This is a genomic window from Ruegeria atlantica (assembly GCF_013032455.1).
Classification (GTDB): domain Bacteria; phylum Pseudomonadota; class Alphaproteobacteria; order Rhodobacterales; family Rhodobacteraceae; genus Ruegeria; species Ruegeria atlantica_B.
Genome location: NZ_WQCF01000024.1, coordinates 1 through 18,646 on the forward strand (window position 1 = coordinate 1; position 18,646 = coordinate 18,646).

Consider the following 18,646-nt stretch of genomic DNA (forward strand, 5'->3'; position numbering starts at 1 on the left):
CCAAAATCTCGACAACCGTCAAACTAGCCAAAACATCGACTTCTTCAACACTATCCGGACAAAGTAGACATTCGTCGCGATTGAACGAATGACCGCTCTGAGTCCAAAGCGGGCATCCATGCCGATAATTGCTAGGTGTGAAATTGATTTACTGGAGCTTGATTGATGGCATGCATCGAGTTTGATGCAAAAAACAACTCTTCGCTAACTCTTATCAAATAATAAGGCACCGCTCAGGTCAAAATGCTTAGGGAACATTGCACGCAGAAATCGAAAAACAATTCTCGTTGCCTCGTCGCGATCAAATGAGTCCGGGTGGAGTAGATAATCGGTCCACATGCCTTCTAGCATTGCGAGTGTGCCGTGCGTGGCGTCCCGCGCAACCTGATTGGGGTTTTTGATCCCGGCTTCTTTCGCAATTCGAGCGAAAGCGTTGAAAACTAGATTCCGAAGCTTAGCATCGCGAGTATCTGAAAACGCAGCGATTGCGGCCCTATTTCGGGCCTCGCCTCGAAACGCATACCAAATGGAGACGTTCTTCTTATTGAGAATGGCTTCACTCAAGTCACCCCGAACAATCATCTCAATATGTTCCTGTCCGGTTTGCCCGGTCGTTTCCAACAAGGCATAAATACCATTGTAGTATTGCTCGGACGAGTAGCGGGCGGCTTCGTCTACAAGGTTGTCTTTGCCACCGAAGTGAAGATGAATCATGCCGCGTGACAAGTCGGCGCGTTGAATGATTTCGCTGACCGACGTTTCGGAGATTCCTTTTTCTGCGACCGAGTCTAGTACTGCCTCGATCAGAGATAGGCGGTTTCGTTCGCGTATTTCTTGTCGTCTTCCAGTCATTTTATAATGCGGTTCTGTTTGTTTTCAGTCTCTTGGAGTGCTTTCTAGCGGCCCGTGTGAAATTGGCCAGTCTCGGCTGTGAAAATAACAGTTGACACACCTAGTTCGAAAATTCCAGATTTAAATGGACGATTGTCCATTTTGTGATTGGAGTCGTCGCGCCACCGAAAACGACGTTCAGCAGGGAAGCATGGCCGGAGTACTACGAAGTGAAACGGGCAAGGGCCTGGCACTAAGCGCGCCTGCGACGCTCTACGTGGGGCTGCTCGTAGCCGTACCTCTTTGCATTCTTGTCGCCTACAGCTTTTGGACCCAGACTTATGTCGAGATTGACCGCACGCTGACTTGGGCGAACTACCAAGAGGCGTTCACCGACCCCTTGGTTCGGCACTTGATGATCCGGTCAGTTGCGATTGCGGGGGCGGTGACATTGGCAACGGTCTGCCTAGCCTATCCGATTGCCTACTTCATCGCGTTTCGGACACAGAAAAAGACCCTCTGGCTGTTGTTGATCACTATTCCCTTTTGGAGCAGCTATCTTCTGCGCGTGTTCAGTTGGAAACTAATTCTTGGCTTCAACGGGGTGTTGAACTCAGCGCTGATTTCACTTGGTTTGATACAAGAACCACTGACATTTCTGCTCTACAACGAATTCGCTGTTGTTCTCACGCTAGCCCACGCGTGGGCGCCATTTGCGATCCTGCCGATTTATGTCTCGCTCCAAAAGATTGACCGTAGTCTGCTGGAAGCCGCAACCGACCTTGGCTGCAGTAAGTTAGAACGGTTTGTGCGCGTGACACTGCCCCTGACAGTGCCGGGGATCAGTGCGGCCTGCCTGATCATTTTCATCCCAACGGTGGGCGATTACGTCACTCCGGCCTTGGTCGGTGGATCGCAGGGTAAGATGGTGGCCAACCTGATCCAGGTGCAGTTCGGCGCCGCCAATAACTGGCCGTTGGGTGCAACTCTGTCTCTTCTTGCCATGCTTTCGGTCGGCTGCGTTGCAATCCTGTTCGTGGTGGTCGTCACCGCATTGGGCCGGAGGATCAGATGACCAAGGCATTTCGTATCTCATGGTTGCTGGTTTATGCGATCGCCTATCTGGTATTTCTCTACTTGCCGGTTTTGCTATTGCCACTGTTTTCGTTCAACGACGGAACCATCGTAGCCTTCCCGCTAAAAGGGTTCACGCTCAAATGGTACGCGCAGTTGGGTCAGCAGGACACGCTGCTGCAGGCGATGGTGAACTCGCTGATCGTCGGCAGCGTAACTGCCTTGATGGCGACCTCTCTGGGCCTGTTCGCGGCCCGCGCCTATGTTCGCTATCGGTTCACGGGGCGGGAACTATCTGAGGGCCTGGTCATGCTCCCCCTGGTCATTCCCGGTATCATTGTCGCCAGTTCCATGCTGGTGCTGTTCATCAGCGTCGGGCTGAAGCCATCGCTGACGACAGTGATCCTTGGCCATGTCTTTGTGGCGCTGCCCTTTTCCGTGTCGATCATGAAGTCTGCATTTGACGATTTCGACCAGTCCTTGGAGGAAGCCGCGTTCGACCTCGGCGAAAGCGTCGTGGGAACGTTTCGGCGCGTTACTCTGCCAATCGTCGCACCGGGTATCATCGCCAGCCTTTTGGTCACGTTCACTGTGTCTTTTGACGAGTTCGTGCTGGCCTTTTTCCTGTCCGGAAACAGCCCGACGCTGCCGGTCTATATCTGGAGCCAGATCCGCTTCCCGGCAAAACTGCCCAACACGTTGGCACTTGGGTCGCTGCTTTTATTGTCTTCGGTCTTGCTGCTGTTGATTGCAGAATACTTCCGCCGCCGTTCCACCCAATCCTCGGATTGAAGCCAAAGGAAACGAACAAGATGAGCGAACAGAACATCATTGAAATTCAGGGCGTTGAAAAACGTTTTGGTTCCTTTGTGGCTGTGTCCGATCTCAACCTCACCTTGAAAGAGGGCGAGTTCTTTTCGCTGCTTGGGCCTTCGGGCTGCGGTAAGACAACAGCCTTGCGCATTATTGCGGGATTTCAGGATCATGAAGAGGGTGAGATCCGGATTGATGGCCGCACAATGGGCGAGGTGCCTGCCAACAAACGCCCCACCAATATGGTGTTCCAAAGCTATGCAATTTTTCCGCACCTGAATGTCGGTGATAATGTTGGCTTCGGATTGCGCAAGACAAAGCTCTCGCGAAAAGAAATCAAAGAACGCGTTGCTGAGGCGCTTGAGATGGTTGAGCTTGGCGGCCTGCAGGATCGAAAGGCCAACGAGTTGTCGGGAGGCCAGCGGCAACGAGTGGCGCTTGCCCGCGCACTGGTCATGCGGCCCAAGGTGTTGCTGCTGGATGAGCCCTTGTCCGCGCTGGACAAAAACCTGCGCGAAGCGATGCAATTGGAAATGCGCCGCCTACAGCAGAAGCTTGGAATTACCTTCGTCATGGTCACGCATGACCAGTACGAGGCGATGACTATGTCCGACCGGATCGGCGTCATGTTCGCAGGGCAACTCAAGCAGGTCGATAAGCCAGAGGTTCTGTATTCCCAACCCTGCAACCGAGAGGTGGCCTCTTTCATCGGCGGAATGAACTTTCTGAAGGCCGAAGTGACTGCTGAGAACGCCGACACGCTGGACGTGAATGTTCAAGGGTTTGGCTCGATGACAATTGGGGTGAACCCGAATGTTCAGGTGCATGGCAAAGATCTGCTGGTCGGCGTTCGGCCTGAGCAGTTGGAAATCAGCGCGGAAAAACCGGATGGGTATGACGCCTATGTTCAAGGCAAGGTGTCAGACGTCGCCTTCTATGGCGAAAGCGTCCACTATTACGTGCGCATCGACGGGTTGCCGGAAAGCATCGCCGTCGCAGTACCGAACTACTTTCATACAGTCGATCACGGCCGCGGCGATACCGTCTGGCTTGGCGTTCAAAGCGCCTCGGTGATCGACTTGGGTAAACGTGAATCTTTGGGAGGAGAAACATGAATAAAGCAGCATCATTTATAGCAGCAGTTGTTGCCACCTTTACTGCCAGTCAAGCTTTGGCGAATGCCGCTGATCTGACCGTTTTTGACTGGTCCGGATATGAGGATCAGGGGTTTTACGGCGACTATGTCGAAAAGTACGGCGGCGCACCCAGCTACACCTATTTCGGCAGCGTGGAAGAGGCCTTTACCAAGCTTCAATCCGGGTTTGAGGCTGATCTGGCTCATCCCTGTACGGACGCTCTGAGGAAATGGGTTGCGGCGGATATGATCAAGCCGATCGACACCAGCAAGCTGGAAAACTGGGACAAGCTGATGCCCAAGATCAAAGAGGTCGATGGCATCACGATCGACGGGCAGACTTACATGGTGCCGTTCGAATGGGGCAACACTGGCCTGATCTATCGTACCGATATGATCTCAGCGGACGATGTTTCGCTGCAGCTGCTAGCAGATCCGGCCTACCAGGGTAAAGTTGCCGTTCCGGACGCAGCATCCAGTGCATTTGCAATGGCGGCATTGGCGACTGGCGCCTCCAGCTATACGGATATGAGCGACGAAGAATTCCAAAAAGCGGCGGACTACCTGCGGGCGATTCACCCGAATGTGCGCTTCTATTGGTCTGACGCCGGCCAGCTTGATCAGGCAATTGCCAGCGGTGAGGTCACGCTGGGTTGGGGATGGAACCAATCGGAACTAAACTTGATCTGGAACGAAACCCCAGCGGTCATGATGCGTGATGTGGACAAAGGCATTGCCACCTGGGTCTGTGGTTACGTGCATCTGAAATCTGCCAAACAGTCGGATGAGCAGGTTTATGACATGCTCAACGCGCTTAGCTCTGCCGCAAGCGGTAAATACATCATCGAAAGCTGGGGATACGCCCACGCCAACGAAGACGCTTTTGCGCAGGCAGACCCAGAGCTGATTGAAACTTACGGGTTCTCGGACGTGGACAGCTTCTTTGAGGGAAGTCTCTTCTTTGACGCGGTTAACCCTGAACTGGAAGCCAAGATGTTGAAGGAGTTCGAGCGCATCAAAGCTGGCTTCTAAGGGCACCTTTACAACACAGCCGGGAATGGTGGGTACATAGGAACCCTTCCATTCCCACGAAACTATTTCCGATTTTTTGGAGGAAGCGCGGCAATGTCAGGCGCTGACGGATACTCTGTACTCTTCGAACCGGTTCAAGTTGGGCCAGTGACGGCTCGAAACCGGTTCTATCAAGTACCCCACTGCAATGGCTTGGGACACCTGCGACCGCAGGCCGAAGCCGCCATGCGGGCAATGAAGGCCGAGGGTGGTTGGGCCGTGGTATCCACCCAGGAGGCCGAGATTCATCCCACTTCGGACCTATCACCCTTTTCCGAGAACCGGATCTGGGATGATAGAGACATCCCTGCGCTGCGTCTGATAACCAACTCAGTTCATGAAAAAGGGTCGCTGGCTGCAATCCAGCTGGCGCATAACGGCCACCATGCGCAGAACCACCTGAGCCGCGCCCCCTTGTTGGCCCCGTCGGAACTCGCCCTGCAAACCGCGTATCCCAAACAGGCTCGGGCAATGGACAAGTCGGACATTCGTGAGTTCCGAAAATGGCACCGTGCGGCGGCGCGGCGCTCGCGCGAAGCGGGTTTTAATATTGTGTATGTCTATGCCGGCCATCACATGACCTTGCCTCATCATTTTCTGCTGCCGCAGTTCAATGACCGTATGGATGAATACGGCGGCTCGTTAGAGAACCGGGTGCGCCTGACCCGAGAGCTTCTGGAGGACGCCAAAGAAGAGGTTGGCGATGATTGCGCCATCGCCCTTCGGTTCGCGGTCGATGAAATGCTGGGGTCAGACGGGATGCAAGCGCACGAAGAAGGCCGTGCCGTTGTCGAATTGCTGGCCGAACTGCCAGACCTCTGGGACGTGAACGTCGCGGATTGGAGCAATGACTCTGCTACAACACGTTTTGAACCCCGCGACGGATTTCAGTCCTCGTATGTCGAGTTCGTGAAGCAGGTAACGTCCAAGCCTGTTGTGGGCGTCGGACGGCTGACGTCTCCGGATTTGATGGCGTCACTGGTCAAGAAAGGTATCCTTGATTTTATCGGTGCTGCGCGACCATCCATTGCTGATCCGTTTCTTCCCAACAAAATCAAGGAAGGCCGCACCGAAGAAATCCGCGAGTGCATTGGCTGCAATATCTGTGTTTCATCCGATTCTCTGGGTGTCCCCATACGATGTACCCAAAACCCAACAATGGGCGAAGAGTGGCGGAGGAAATGGCATCCTGAGATCATTGAGCGCCGGGAAAAAGAAGACACCGCGCTCGTTGTTGGCGGTGGTCCCGCTGGACTTGAATGTGCCATGCAGCTGGCCCGCCGGGGCTATGAGGTGACGTTAGCCGAAGCCAAGCAAGAGCTTGGTGGACGCGTGTTGCAAGAATCCAGCCTGACCGGGCTATCCGCCTGGAAGCGCGTGACGGATCACAGAATCTACGACCTGCAACAACGCGGGAACGTTCAGCTGTTCACCGACAGCCGTTTGTCTGCAAGTGAGATTGTCGAACTGGGTATTCCGAACGTCTTTGTTGCGACTGGCGCAAAATGGCGACGAGACGGACGCGGGAAATCTGCATTTCACGGTGTATCAACCGGTTCAGGTTCTCAGGTTTTCACTCCGGATGACATCATGGCCGGGGTCTTGCCGGAGGACGGCCCAATTGTGATCTACGATGATGATCAAGCCTATCTCGGTGGAGTGTTGGCGGATCATCTGGCTCAGGCCGGACGAAAGGTCGTCTTTGTAACGCCGGCCTCAATAGTTTCACCGTTTACCGAATTGACGTTGGAGCAGACTAAAGTGCAACGCGGTCTGTTGGAAAAAGGCGTTCAACTGATCCTGTCCCAGACCTTGGTCAATGTAGCATCCGGTCAGGCCACATTGAAGTGCGTCTACACGGGACGAGAGCATTCCATTGAATGCGGCTCTGTCGTGCTCGTGACGCAGCGAATGCGAGAAACCGCCCCTTACGATGAGCTGCGCGGTTTAGCCGACAATCCGCTGACTACGTTGGAATTGATCGGTGATGCCGCGAACCCGGGTTTGATCGCTGACGCCGTTTACTCTGGCCACATGGCAGCCCGAAATTTCGAACGCGACGCGGGCGATATCGACCGCGAATTTTTCCGCCGGGAAATCGTTTCCCTTGAATCTGTATGAGGTGCGCTATGCCAAAAGATGACCTGCAAGTAATGCGCGACTTGATGGAAGCGCAACGGGAAGGATTCGCCTTGCCGCGTCACTTCTATACGTCCCAGGCAGTATACGAGAACGATATCAGTACGTTCTGGAATCGTAACTGGATCTGGGTCGGCCATATCAGCCAGGTCGCTGAACCCGGTGACTACTTCCTTTTCGACTATGGATCCGAGTCCGTGATTGTCGTTCGGGATCGAGAGGGCGAGGTACGTGCACATCTGAACGTGTGCCGCCACCGGGGATCGCGTGTTTGCGTCGAAAAGAAAGGCAAGGCGCGCAATTTCATCTGTCCCTATCACGCGTGGACTTTTGACCTGAACGGCAAGCTACGAAACGGGCGGTCAATGGGGACGGATTTTGATCCAGGCCAATACGGATTGTTCCCGGTTCAGGTGAAAGTTTTCCAGGGCCTGATTTTTGTTTGCGCAGCAGAAGATGCTCCGCCGCTGGATGCTGCTTTGGAGAGGCTGGCCCCGCTTTCCAAGCCGTTCAATTTTGAGAACCTGAAGGTCGCGCATGAGGCCTCATATCCGGTTCCGGCAAACTGGAAACTGGCCCTAGAGAACTATCTGGAATGTTATCATTGCGCGCCGTCCCATCAAGATTATTCGCGCAGTCATTCTCTGAAAGATCCTGCTCAGGTTCTGGAGTTCAGCGGGGCTCTTCATGAGCGGATGAAAGAGGCTGGAATACCTGCAGAGGAGCTGGACCTGACCGGAGAAAACGCGCTCGCGCCGGGTGCGGATGTCTATTGGCGGCGCTACCCGCTGTTCCCCGGCTACATGACGGGCAGTAAGGATGGCGCACCCTTGGCACCGCCTTTGGGTGAATTGAATACCCACGACGGCGGTGCCACTGATCTGGGGATCGGGACGCTGAACTACTTTCTCGTCTATGCAGATCACGTGGTCGGTTATCGATTCGTCCCGCGCGCCCTGCAGGAAACGGATATTCAGATCGTTTGGTACGTGCGCGGCGACGTTCAAGAGGGTCGTGACTACGATAAGGACGCATTGACATGGCTCTGGCACGTCACGTCGCTCGATGATGAGCGGATCATCCGTCACAATCAGGAGGGCGTGAACTCCCACCACTTCGTGCCGGGACCGCTATCCGAGATGGAGTGGAGTATTCCAGGCTTCTATCGCAATTACTTCAGCATGATCTGACACGCTCAGAATTCGGAGAAATACTATGACAGAGCTAACGAAGCGCAGATCAAGACGGCGCGGGGGTGGGCGTGAAGCGCGAGCAGCTGTGCGAACCAGCAACACCGCTTCGCAAGCAATCTGGCCGGGCATTCCCGGTGGACGATACAAACCGCTGTCAGACGCCGATATGGCGCGCATTCACGAAGCTGCGCTCAGCATTCTGGAACGCACGGGGGTAGGGGACCCTACGCAGGAAGTTCTCGATCTTGTGGTGCCAAAAGGGGCGACACTGAACGCGCATGGCAGACTGTGTTTTTCCCGCGCCCTGATGGAAGACCTTTTGGCCAAGGCTGCTAGCGAATTCTATGTCCATGCACGCGGATCGCGGGCTGGTAAAGACGACATGCACTGCACCAAGGACAAAGTGTATTACGCAAATTCCGGAACGGCTGTGACAACGTTTGACGCGGAAACGCGCAGCTACAGACCATCAACGCTCAAGGATATCTACGACTTCACCCGTCTGGTTGACCGGCTCGACAACATTCACATGACCGGCGATACGGTTCTGGCAACGGATGTACCGCAGGACTACGAGCACGACATGAGCATGCTCTACGCCATTCTGGCGGGCAGCGAAAAACCATCCTGCCTGACATTCCGCACGCGCGAGCACATTAAAGATGCGATCCATCTGTTCGATCTGGCGTCAGGTGGGGAGGGCAAATTCCTTGAAAAGCCCTCGGTCATTTTTGGTGGCTGCCCCATCGTATCCCCGCTCCGGTTCGGGCGGGAAAACCTGGAAATCCTGATTGATACTGCGAAGATGGGGCTTGTCTGCGATCTGGCCGTCCCGCCGCAAGCTGGGGCTACGTCTCCAGCGCCGTTGGCTGGCACGCTGGCGCAAGCGGTGGCCGAGACCCTTTCATGTCTGGCCATCGCAAATTTGATCAATCCGGGGACCCCGGTGGTCTTTGCGGCATGGCCGTTTATTACCGATCTGCGAACCGGTTCGTTTACAGGGGGCAGTGGCGAGCAGGCGTTGATTTCAGCCGCTGCTATTCAGATGGGCAATTTCTACAACCTGCCGACCAGCGTCGGATGCGGCATGACCGATTCCAAAATACCTGACGCGCAATATGGGCTGGAAAAAGCACTGACCTTCGCTTTGGCGGCCCACGCCGGAGCCAACCGGCTCTGCGAATTTGGTGGAATGCTCGGCAGCCTGATGGGCTGTAGCTTTGAGTCAATGGTCATCGATAACGAGGCTGCGGGCATGATTTCGCGAACGCTTCGCGGGATCGAGGTGAGCGATGACACGCTTTCCGTCGATGTCATCCATGAATGTGCAATTGACCCCGGTCACTTCCTCGGCAACGCGCAGACCTTGCAATACATGGAGACGGAATACGTCTATCCGACCCTCTTGGACCGAGAGTTGACAGATACGTGGGAGAAAGCAGGTCGACAGGATATGTTCGAGCGGAGCCGATCCGTTGTGGATGACATTCTGTCCAATCACTACCCGAACTACTTTGGCAGCAAGGTGGACGAAGAGGTTCGGTCCAGGTTCCCGATCAAATTGCCGCGTGAAGCGATGCGCGCCGGATAAGCGCTGATCATCGTAAGTCAGGCTTCGCAACGCGAATCATTGCGAAGCCGCTTCGCGGGTGTGCCTAAGTTCTGAATACGCCTTGGCGCGTCAGGTCGTCGGTTGCCAGCCGGATTCCTTTTTCAAGGATGTCGAACATCTCGTTCAACTCTCCTTCCTTGATGATCAGTGGTGGGGAGAACACACACATGTTGATAATTGGCCGCAAGATCAGCCCGTTCTCCTGACAATATTGGTCAATCAATGCACCAACTGACTTATCCAAATCCAACAGGTTTTCGGCATTTACGTCGGCAATACATTCGACGCACCCCACGAGCCCCATACCGCGGGCATCGCCGACCAGCGGCAAGTCGGCCAGAGCCTGAAGACGCTCTTCGAACAGCGGTGTGATCGCGCGGACATGTTCCAGAACACCGTCGCGCTCCATGATTTCGATGGTCTTCAAACCTGCTGCTGCGCTCACTGGATGGCCCGAATACGTGAAACCGTTTGAAAAAGTGGCGTTCTGCGCGTTGTTTCCCGTCACATCCTCAATCAGCCGGTCAGAAATGATGCAAGCCCCCATGGGTACATACCCGGACGTCATTCCTTTGGCACAGGTGATGATATCGGGTTGAATCCCAAAGACATCTTCGGACGCGAACCAATGGCCAAGCCGGCCGAACCCGGTTACGACCTCGTCTGAAATATACAGGATATCGTACTTCCGGCAGATTTCTAGGCAGCGCTTATGGTACCCCTGCGGAGGCACGATGACGCCACCAGAGCACAGGATCGGTTCAGCGATGAAAGCCGCGACTTTGTCTGCTCCGGTCTGTAGGATCATGTTCTCCAGATCAGCAATTTTTTCGTCCAGAAAGTCATTGACCGTCTGATCGGGGCGACGCGTATACGGGTTCACGTTCGGCAAAAACCGCGTCAAGTGAGACGCCTGGTCTAACCACCCTTTGTCGCGCTCTTTTCCGGATACGGAGGCCGCCAAATAGGTCGATCCGTGATAGGCCTTCTGTCGCGAAATCACGATCTTCTTTTCAGGTTTACCCAGCAGGTTGTTACGGAACTGCACAAAACGCAAAGCGCTATCAACGGCCGTTGATCCACCGGTAGTAAAGAACACGTGGTTCAGGTCACCTGGGGTTCTCTTGGCGATCTCATGCGCCAACCGGGCCGGAGCTGAGTTGGCATTGTTGAAGGGCGAAAAATACGCCATCTCTTTCGCCTGCTGGGCCATAGCATCGGCAATCTCGGTGTTTCCATAGCCCAGTTGAACGCACCACATCCCGGCAGGTCCGTCTATCAGGCGCTTTCCGTCCTCAGTCACGACGTGAATTCCAAGTCCGGTTTCGGCAAAGGTTCGTTCATTTTTGCCGAGATATGACATCCCCTCCCAAGGGTGGAGGAAGTGTTCGTTGTCCCAGTCACGTAGGGACTGAAAGTCGGAGTTCCAAATGGTCATACGGCACCTGTGTGTAACATATATCACAAAATGAACAATCATTCATTCAATGTCAATGCTTGAACTTCCGTTCCGCTAAATGCGAGAAAACAAAGAACAAGCACACCAGCGAAGGACAACAAGATTACTCTCGAGCCCGATACGCCAACCAATGCCCGAGATCTGGGCAAGTTGCAGAACCGAATTCAGCTGATCCAGGCTGCTGCGAACGCCATCTATAAATACGGAATTCGCGGTACGACCTCGGCAAGAATCCAAGAGTTGTCGGGATTGTCGCAAGGGATGGTAAACCTGCACTTTGGCTCCAAGGAAAACCTGCTGCTTGCGGTGGCTGAGGAGTTGTCTGCCCGCTACGCAGGGCAGTGGAAGGCCATCGCTGAAGATCCGGAGTTAGACCCAGCAGAGAAGCTGATCTCCGTCATAAAGGCAGATTTCGACCCCTTAGTCCTTAATCCAAGGGACGTTGCGATCTGGTTTTCGTTTCGGGCTGAAGCGCTCTCGAATCCGAAAATATTTCCTTTAATCGACTCGCGAGACACAGGTTTCAGAGCGATGATACTGAAGCTGTTGGAGCAAATTAAAGTCGAAGGTGAATACGAAGACGTCGACGCCAAGCTTGCAACAGACGCTTTGATTGCTTTGCTGGAAGGGCTCTGGACCGACTACCATTTGCACTCCGATATCTACAAACCCGAGGAAGCATTGAAGGTTTGCCTGTTTATGCTGCGGTCAATGTTCCCGAAACACTTTTTGACACAGTCGCTTCTCAGGTGACCGTGACCGAAAAGAATGAGAAAATACTACGGTCAATCACAAATCTGTTCGCGCATCGTGGTTCAATCGGAGCAGGTCGTTTATCATTGCTTTGGCCAGAGAGATGCCAATGAGCAAGCCAGACGACGCTGAACGGCAGCGCGCCGATTATAATGGAGGCCTTGTCAGAAGGGTCTTGTCAGAGGAACTTTGCTTGAGTGGGACAGGGCGGTTGCGTAGCGTTTATGGATGACCAAACCTGCCTCCTTCAAATACTTCAAAACCAGCCCCCAAGCCATCCGCCTGGCGGTTATGCTTTATGTTCAGTTTCCGCTTTCGCTTCGAAATGTGGAAGATTTGCTGCATGAGCGCGGCATCGACGTGAGCTACGAAACTGTCCGATATTGGTGGAACAGGTTTGGCCCGATGTTTGCTGCTGAGATCAGACGGAAGCGTGTTCAGCAGTTGCGCGCTTTCTCCAAATGGAAGTGGCACGTGGACGAGGTTTTTGTGAAGGAAATGGCAAGAGGATTATCTTTGGCGGGCTGTTGATCACGAAGACGAGGTGCTGGAAGTCGTCGTCAAGAAACACCGAAACAAAGCTGCAGCACTGAAATTCCTCAAGAAATTGATGAAGCGACACGGTAAAGCGGAACACAACGTCACGGATCGCTTCGCATCGTGTCGGGCCGCTCTCAGAGAGCTTGGTTCTACCGAAAAACAGCAGACGGGCAGGTGGCTCAATAACCGCGTTGAGAATTCGCACCTCCCGTTTCGAAGACGCGAACGCGCCATGCAACGTTTAAGGCGCATGCGAAGTTTGCAGAAGTTCGCGGCCGTCCACTCCTCCGTCTACAACCACTTCAACCAGGAAAGATCGCTAGCCAGCAGAGATACCTTCAAGCTCACACGCAGCGCCGCTCTCGCCGAGTGGCGTCAACTATGTTCCGGTTAGGTTCACGGTTTCCGCGGCAAACTGAGCCTGGTTCGAATTCGTCTGGCAGCACCTTTTCTGAAGCCCACCGGGAAAAGGTTTGGGAGTGGTTCAGCGGTAGTGCCTTGATGCGGCTGGATCAACGCAAAGAAGCGCGTGTGGCCGTAGTGGCTCTGCGACTCCATCCGGATGACCTGCCTGGAAGACTGATCCAAACCGGCCTGTGGGAAGTGTTAGAGCTTCCAGTGATCGAAGTTCGTGAGAGGATGGTCGCCATGCCTGACGGGTTAATCTGGACGTGACGAAGGGGTGACATCCTGTTGCCCCAACACATTGATCTAGAGGAGCTCAACGTGCTTCGCCTTGAAATCGGCGGCACAAAGCTCGAGGCGCAATACCATCAATCACCCGTGCCCGCAGGTGGGAATATCGTGAAGCCAGAATGGTTCGCTACGATACCATCAAGCCTAGGCTCGAGTGATTACGAAGCAATTATTCAAAGCTGGGACACAATCTCGGTTCCCGGGGAATCCAATGACCATTCTGTCTGCACAACATGGGGGCTCATTGGCAACTACATCGATTTGCTGGACGTTCATCGTCAGCAATACCTGCAACCGGATCTTCTGAGTGAAGCGACAAAGCTTCGCAAGAAATGGAGACCAAATCTGCTCGTGGTCGAAACGGTTGGTGCAGGTCGCGGCGTGTACGATCATCTGCGCGGTCAGGCCAAGAAAGGTGTAAGGTCACATACTCCAAAACTCGCTAAAGATGAGCGGATGTCTATTCAGTCTCCAAAGATCGAACAGGGGCAGGTCAGGTTACCAGCGTCTGCACCATGGAAAGAAGCCTTTCTGGCCGAAGTTGCTGCCTTCCCAAATGGCAAACATGATGATCAGGTCGATAGCATGTCGCAAGCGTTGCTCGCGCTTGATCATACCCTACACGAATTGCGCCACTGTTCCCGCTACAAAGGTAAATTAGGGAGGGCATTATGAGCTCGGCCAATATCATTGTATGACGTGCAAACATCCAAGCAATGACTGCTATCCGCCCGTAAACAGACACCTGACCAAATGCCTCAGGTGACTGCTTCGAGCCCCATGTGACGGATGCTGTAGTTTGCACCAACAGCAGCAAATTTCAGCCGACATTAGCCGCTGTGCCTAGGGTCCAAATCGGTTCCCTGCATTTTGCATGTGCGCAGCAGTGTAGCTTCACCAAAACAGACATTCACCATTTCACCCCGCGGGTAGTTTTCAGCGTCTGGAAAAATCTACCCAAGATTGTTTAATTGTCAAAGTACTCATTGCCAAATTGTTGACGTAATTCTTTGTCACTCACCAGTAAGTCTATAGATTAAAGGAGGTTATTATGCCCAAGCCAAATAAAGGTGGCGGTGACAGCAACGTCATTTCCGGAAACAAACGTGACAACGTTCTCATAGGTTCAGACGCCGATGAGATATTGGATGGCAAGGGAGGGAACGACCGGCTGATCAGTGGCGGTGGCAACGATACAGTTTATGGCGGAAGCGGCACCGACACAGTTGTATTCACCTATGCCAGGGACGACTACGACGTCACTTTGCTGAGCGACGGGAGTATCCAGGTTTCGGGTCCTGAAGGCACCGATACGATTTCGGGCGTCGAAGTGTTCGAATTTGCGGACATGACGCAATCAGCGGCCGAGGTCATCCTACCCCGCCTTGCCAATCTAACCGCCGGGACCCTTGAGGTTGAAGATGTAAGTCTGTCCCCCGGCGAGACAACCGACATCCACGTGGATGTCGCGTCCAACGGTGTGATCGACGCAGCAGAGTCCACAGTCGAGCTTTTGATCGCGTCCGCCCCGGATGACGCGGCCGTGATAAGCACTGTCGGCACAGCCCAGCTTGGCGCTACGGCCACTGGAACTTCGGGCGCAGTCTCGTTCTCTTTTGACCCGGGATCGCTGGAGCCGGGAACTTACTGGGTCGCCGTGCGCGTAGACAGCACCAACTCTCTTGACGAAGAAAGTGAAGCGGACAACCAGACGGAATGGGTGCAGATCACAGTCGAAGCCCCCAGCACAGACCTGCAACTTGTGTCCGCAACCGTCGACGGCAGTTCTGATCTCGATCTGGAGGGCGGTGCGAGAATTCAGATGAATTACGTCATCCACGATGCTTCCAACATAGATGTCTCGTATTTCAGGGTTGCGACTTATATTTCCACGGATGGTACGATCTCTGTGGACGACCACCGGATTGCGGGTATCACCGGAGGCACCTATTCCGGTTTGACGACAAGCCCCTCAACCTCGCATTGGCTGCAGGAGGATTATGCTCCAGGCGATTACTATCTGATCAGCCTAGTCGAGTGGGGCGACGGAACCGCAGACACGCAGTTGGACAACAATACGATCGTCCAAACGATCACACTTACTCCGCCGCCAGAACCAACTGTAGACATCTCGGTGGGCACTGTCAGTATCGAAGCCTCATCAGATTTCGATCTGGGGCCGAATGATTTTCTCGGTTCTTCTGCAGGTGCGCGGCTTGATCTGGAATTTGACGTATCAAACCTTGGGACAGGTCCGGCAATCAATGCCGGGTTCACCGCCTATCTGTCGACGGATGGGATGCTTTCTGCCGATGACATCGAGATTTGGACCGGCACTGCAAGCCTGCAAGCCGGGGGAACGACAACCCTCACGGCTGCGGCAAACATCGACGGCAGCGTGGCGGCCGGTGATTATCAAGTCATTTTGGTATCAGATGCCCCATCGGACGTTGATGCTACTAACAACAGCGCGGCTGCCGACGTGACATTGGTCGGTGGGGTTGCTGTTGGAACCGAGGCGGATGACGTTTGGGTCAGTGGCACCGGCGGAGACATCGTGGATCTGCTTGGTGGTGACGACTTTGCATTTGCTGGGCCTGGCTTTGACATGGTCGATGGTGGCGCAGGCGTTGACACGCTGGATTTCTCCTCAAGCACAGAAGGCGTGGGGCTATATTCCGTAGTGTCCAACTCGTACGAGTTAATCGAATTCTCCCCTACCAGTGGCCAGACGGCGTCGGTCTACACAAATTTTGAGCGTATGGTAACGACGGATCATGACGATCAGGTGGATTTGTCCGGAAGCACCATTCACGATCTGCAAACCGGCGCAGGAAATGACCTGATCATCGGCAGCGACGGGGACGATACTATCGATGCTGGCTTAGGAGACGATCTGATCGTTGGCGGTCTTGGGAACGATCTGCTGATCACCGGCGACGGAAATGACATGATCGGCGTTGTGCACAATACATCTGCAGGAGCGGCTAAAGGGTTCGGTCACGACGTCGTTGATGACTTCGATTTCAATTTCGACTCCGTAGTGATCGAAGTTGGGGTCGGCGAAACATATGATCCTCTGCTGGACCTCGTCCAAACAAGTGACGGTGCACTATTGCAATATGCCGAGGATTCCAGCCTTTTGTTGAAAGGAGTGGATCTCGACGATCTGGGCATCGATCATTTCCTGATCACAGAGGGACAGACAGATATTCCAGTTGATTTCTGACTAACCCTGCAATGACCTTTGGAAAGCAGATTTATAGGACTAAAACAGGAAAGGCACCGCCAACTGCGGGTGCCTTTCTTGGACCAGACCCCGCTACGGGTCACTGCGATTTCTCCTCGCATCACTTAAGAAAACACCAAGAAGGCATCAAAGGTCTAGTCTGGCGCACTGACCCATCGAGGGTGGATGTCTGCTTATTAACCAAATAAGGATAGCGTTCGAATTTGCGCCGCGAAACTAACTCTATCCACCGTTGCAGTTTTCTCTCCAGCTATTCAGTGCGCAAAGCAGCCATTCGAAGTAATTTAGTCTTGATATCGGCCCCTTAAGCGTTGGCAGATCTGTGCGTCACACCAATCGGAGTAATTAGAAGTGCCGCTCCAATCAGAGCAAAACCTTTGATGAAATGTGCCTGCTGCAGCGCCCATAGGACTGGGTCGGTCTGCGTTGCAAGCTCGTATCCGTGAACGACCAAGGTGACCGGGATAGGGAGTGGAAAGATTGTGGGGATCAAGCTGCTTGGAGTTGACCTTCGCCAAGCCTTCCATCCAGGACCGCGGCTCTGATCGTTGCCACCCGATGTGCACCTTTCGCGGACCAGCGCATTCGATGTTTCTTCCCCATGCGAGCGTTAGCGTTATCATTTACCAAGCCTTCAGCTTGAGAAGTCGAGACTGGTTTGCCGTTGCGCCGCCGATAACCATAGTTAACTAGTGCAGTACAATTGTTTTCTAGGTAGGTTTGCAGCTCCATTGTGCGCGAAATTGCCGAGAACGCTGCTTCGTTCGTTCTGCCAACAGTTTGGCTTCGCACGTGCATTCCAAATCTGAACAGCGTTTCTATCGCTTCAAGCACGCGTGCAGTTTGACCGTGCCAAATGCGCAAACGCAAGTTTTGCACCAGTGCCTCGACCTCGAGACCCACAGGGTCTTCCAGCAAAGAAATCAGGGATTGGAATGTCGTTTCTACATGTCCGATGCGTGTTGAAATATGCCACTAGTCCAGGGTGTGATTGGCCTCCGCACTGTGGTGTCCCGCACCAATCGTGGTAGTGTCGGACCGCCATCGGACAGCACTGCCAGCGCGGAACCCTCGTGCCATCCGGCCGCTTCCAAATTTCTCCGCAGATATTCGCGCGGATTGTTCGCGCCGATCACGCTCAGACCAAATCGGCGCTTCTCGTGCCGCTCACTCTCGATGGAACTAACGATGATCTCAAAGTTACGACGTTGATATCCCGGTCTTGATCGAACGTAGGCGCTGTCCAGAAACACCGTAAAATCGGAAGGATTTGAACGTTGGTCGATTTCTGTGGCTGCAGGAAGTTCGTTGTCGGCAAGGTCCTCAGCGATAGTTGCAAGTCTATTGCGGATCGTCACTTGGTTTTGCTTGGCGCAAGGTGTCAGTTCATTCAGAAGCCTTGCAGCTTCCCGAAAACTATGGCGCGCTCCCAATTCCGCCTGCAATCTCCGAAGCTCTGGCGTGGCGTGGTCTGGCAAGAGGCGAGTCAAAGGAGAATGTGTGACTTTCAGCGAAGGAAATCCCGTGTGCCCACACATGCACAACCGAACCCGCAGTGTCTCGACATTCACGCGACCAAAGAGCGTATCGATGCGTCAGCGGCGGCGGTCATGAACCGGTAGATATGTTCCGCAGAAACGACAGACGCGAGCGATTTCGCTGATCTCTTCGACCTGACCTTGCAGCAGCGCACGCTGAATTTCTTTCAACATCGTTTTCGCCTCGGCCAAACACAGCCCAAGGCCTGCATCTGAAGTATCAACCGACCGGCGTTCCAGGGTGCAAACTTCGTGTGATCGCGTCTCGCCCCAACCAAACTCTGTCTCCAACTTGATCCTCAATTTCATCGCTATACCTCTCGCAAAAACAACGAGACTTTAGATCAGGAGCGGCTTGTGTCCCCACATTCTTTCCACTCGCCGTCTAAGAGCCGGATGGTTCTCAGTGGTGCAGCTGCCCGTAAGTAAGACCGCTTTGGGTTCGGAGAGGACCTGCATTACACACGTTTTGTCCGCTTTTGTGCGCTTGTCAACGGCGGTGAGAAAGTCTGCCATTGGGCGGAGCAAAAGTCGTCCACTGT

The 18,646-nt window shown here is 53.9% G+C and carries 13 protein-coding genes and 2 pseudogenes; 12 read left to right on the forward strand and 3 right to left on the reverse strand.

Annotated elements, in window-relative coordinates; translation table 11 throughout:
• Positions 1-204: 204 nt before the first annotated feature.
• Positions 205-852, reverse strand: a complete 648-nt coding sequence (locus GOW93_RS20300; protein ID WP_170388146.1) for a TetR family transcriptional regulator C-terminal domain-containing protein — start codon at positions 850-852, stop codon at positions 205-207.
• Positions 853-1,042: 190 nt separating this feature from the next.
• Between GOW93_RS20300 and GOW93_RS20305 the strand changes: the two genes are divergently transcribed.
• From GOW93_RS20305 to GOW93_RS20335, 7 genes are all read left to right on the forward strand, one after another.
• Complete coding sequence (locus GOW93_RS20305; protein WP_170388148.1) at positions 1,043-1,906, forward strand: ABC transporter permease; 864 nt, start codon at positions 1,043-1,045, stop codon at positions 1,904-1,906.
• Positions 1,903-2,697 carry an ABC transporter permease gene (locus GOW93_RS20310; RefSeq protein ID WP_170388150.1) on the forward strand — a complete coding sequence of 265 codons (795 nt, stop codon included), beginning with the start codon at positions 1,903-1,905 and terminating at the stop codon, positions 2,695-2,697. The genes GOW93_RS20305 and GOW93_RS20310 overlap by 4 nt, the downstream gene beginning before the upstream one ends.
• Positions 2,698-2,717: 20 nt before the next feature.
• Positions 2,718-3,833, forward strand: a complete 1,116-nt coding sequence (locus GOW93_RS20315) for an ABC transporter ATP-binding protein (protein WP_170388152.1) — start codon at positions 2,718-2,720, stop codon at positions 3,831-3,833.
• Entirely contained in the window at positions 3,830-4,885 is a 1,056-nt protein-coding gene (locus GOW93_RS20320) for an ABC transporter substrate-binding protein (protein ID WP_170388154.1), read from the forward strand. Before GOW93_RS20315 ends, GOW93_RS20320 begins: the two co-directional genes overlap by 4 nt.
• A 93-nt stretch (positions 4,886-4,978) precedes the next feature.
• The gene (locus tag GOW93_RS20325) at positions 4,979-7,045 is read left to right on the forward strand and encodes an FAD-dependent oxidoreductase (protein ID WP_170388156.1); all 2,067 of its coding nucleotides are present in this window, start codon (positions 4,979-4,981) and stop codon (positions 7,043-7,045) included.
• 8 nt (positions 7,046-7,053) lie between these two features.
• The gene (locus tag GOW93_RS20330) at positions 7,054-8,253 is read left to right on the forward strand and encodes an aromatic ring-hydroxylating oxygenase subunit alpha (RefSeq protein ID WP_170388157.1); all 1,200 of its coding nucleotides are present in this window, start codon (positions 7,054-7,056) and stop codon (positions 8,251-8,253) included.
• Positions 8,254-8,278: 25 nt separating this feature from the next.
• The gene (locus GOW93_RS20335; protein ID WP_170388159.1) at positions 8,279-9,847 is read left to right on the forward strand and encodes a trimethylamine methyltransferase family protein; all 1,569 of its coding nucleotides are present in this window, start codon (positions 8,279-8,281) and stop codon (positions 9,845-9,847) included.
• Between the two features lie 64 nt (positions 9,848-9,911).
• Here GOW93_RS20335 and GOW93_RS20340 read toward each other — a convergent pair whose 3' ends face one another.
• The gene (locus GOW93_RS20340; protein ID WP_170388161.1) at positions 9,912-11,306 is read right to left on the reverse strand and encodes an aminotransferase; all 1,395 of its coding nucleotides are present in this window, start codon (positions 11,304-11,306) and stop codon (positions 9,912-9,914) included.
• Positions 11,307-11,477: 171 nt separating this feature from the next.
• On the opposite strand from GOW93_RS20340, the gene GOW93_RS20345 reads away from it, so the two are divergent.
• The 5 genes and pseudogenes from GOW93_RS20345 (at position 11,478) to GOW93_RS20365 (ending at position 16,545) form a co-directional block, all read left to right on the forward strand.
• Complete coding sequence (locus GOW93_RS20345) at positions 11,478-12,080, forward strand: TetR/AcrR family transcriptional regulator (RefSeq protein WP_170388163.1); 603 nt, start codon at positions 11,478-11,480, stop codon at positions 12,078-12,080.
• Positions 12,081-12,308: 228 nt separating this feature from the next.
• Positions 12,309-13,014 (forward strand): annotated as a pseudogene (locus tag GOW93_RS20350) (IS6 family transposase).
• A 107-nt stretch (positions 13,015-13,121) separates the two neighbouring features.
• Positions 13,122-13,295: a hypothetical protein gene (locus tag GOW93_RS20355; RefSeq protein WP_170388165.1), complete on the forward strand. Its 174-nt coding sequence runs from the start codon at positions 13,122-13,124 to the stop codon at positions 13,293-13,295.
• A gap of 51 nt (positions 13,296-13,346) precedes the next feature.
• Entirely contained in the window at positions 13,347-13,991 is a 645-nt protein-coding gene (gene terL / locus GOW93_RS20870; protein WP_170388167.1) for a phage terminase large subunit, read from the forward strand.
• A 376-nt stretch (positions 13,992-14,367) separates the two neighbouring features.
• Positions 14,368-16,545, forward strand: a complete 2,178-nt coding sequence (locus GOW93_RS20365; protein WP_170388169.1) for a CARDB domain-containing protein — start codon at positions 14,368-14,370, stop codon at positions 16,543-16,545.
• Positions 16,546-17,055: 510 nt separating this feature from the next.
• Here the strand turns inward: GOW93_RS20365 and GOW93_RS20370 are convergent.
• Positions 17,056-18,413 (reverse strand): annotated as a pseudogene (locus GOW93_RS20370) (ISKra4 family transposase).
• Positions 18,414-18,646: the final 233 nt, after the last annotated feature.

Excerpts from the sequence above, each read along its gene's own strand:
- GOW93_RS20300 (WP_170388146.1), bottom strand. The coding sequence starts at position 852 with ATGACTGGAAGACGACAAGAAATACGCGAACGAAACCGCCTATCTCTG.
- GOW93_RS20305 (WP_170388148.1), top strand. The coding sequence starts at position 1,043 with ATGGCCGGAGTACTACGAAGTGAAACGGGCAAGGGCCTGGCACTAAGC.
- GOW93_RS20310 (WP_170388150.1), top strand. The coding sequence starts at position 1,903 with ATGACCAAGGCATTTCGTATCTCATGGTTGCTGGTTTATGCGATCGCC.
- GOW93_RS20315 (WP_170388152.1), top strand. The coding sequence starts at position 2,718 with ATGAGCGAACAGAACATCATTGAAATTCAGGGCGTTGAAAAACGTTTT.
- GOW93_RS20320 (WP_170388154.1), top strand. The coding sequence starts at position 3,830 with ATGAATAAAGCAGCATCATTTATAGCAGCAGTTGTTGCCACCTTTACT.
- GOW93_RS20325 (WP_170388156.1), top strand. The coding sequence starts at position 4,979 with ATGTCAGGCGCTGACGGATACTCTGTACTCTTCGAACCGGTTCAAGTT.
- GOW93_RS20330 (WP_170388157.1), top strand. The coding sequence starts at position 7,054 with ATGCCAAAAGATGACCTGCAAGTAATGCGCGACTTGATGGAAGCGCAA.
- GOW93_RS20335 (WP_170388159.1), top strand. The coding sequence starts at position 8,279 with ATGACAGAGCTAACGAAGCGCAGATCAAGACGGCGCGGGGGTGGGCGT.
- GOW93_RS20340 (WP_170388161.1), bottom strand. The coding sequence starts at position 11,306 with ATGACCATTTGGAACTCCGACTTTCAGTCCCTACGTGACTGGGACAAC.
- GOW93_RS20355 (WP_170388165.1), top strand. The coding sequence starts at position 13,122 with ATGCGGCTGGATCAACGCAAAGAAGCGCGTGTGGCCGTAGTGGCTCTG.
- GOW93_RS20365 (WP_170388169.1), top strand. The coding sequence starts at position 14,368 with ATGCCCAAGCCAAATAAAGGTGGCGGTGACAGCAACGTCATTTCCGGA.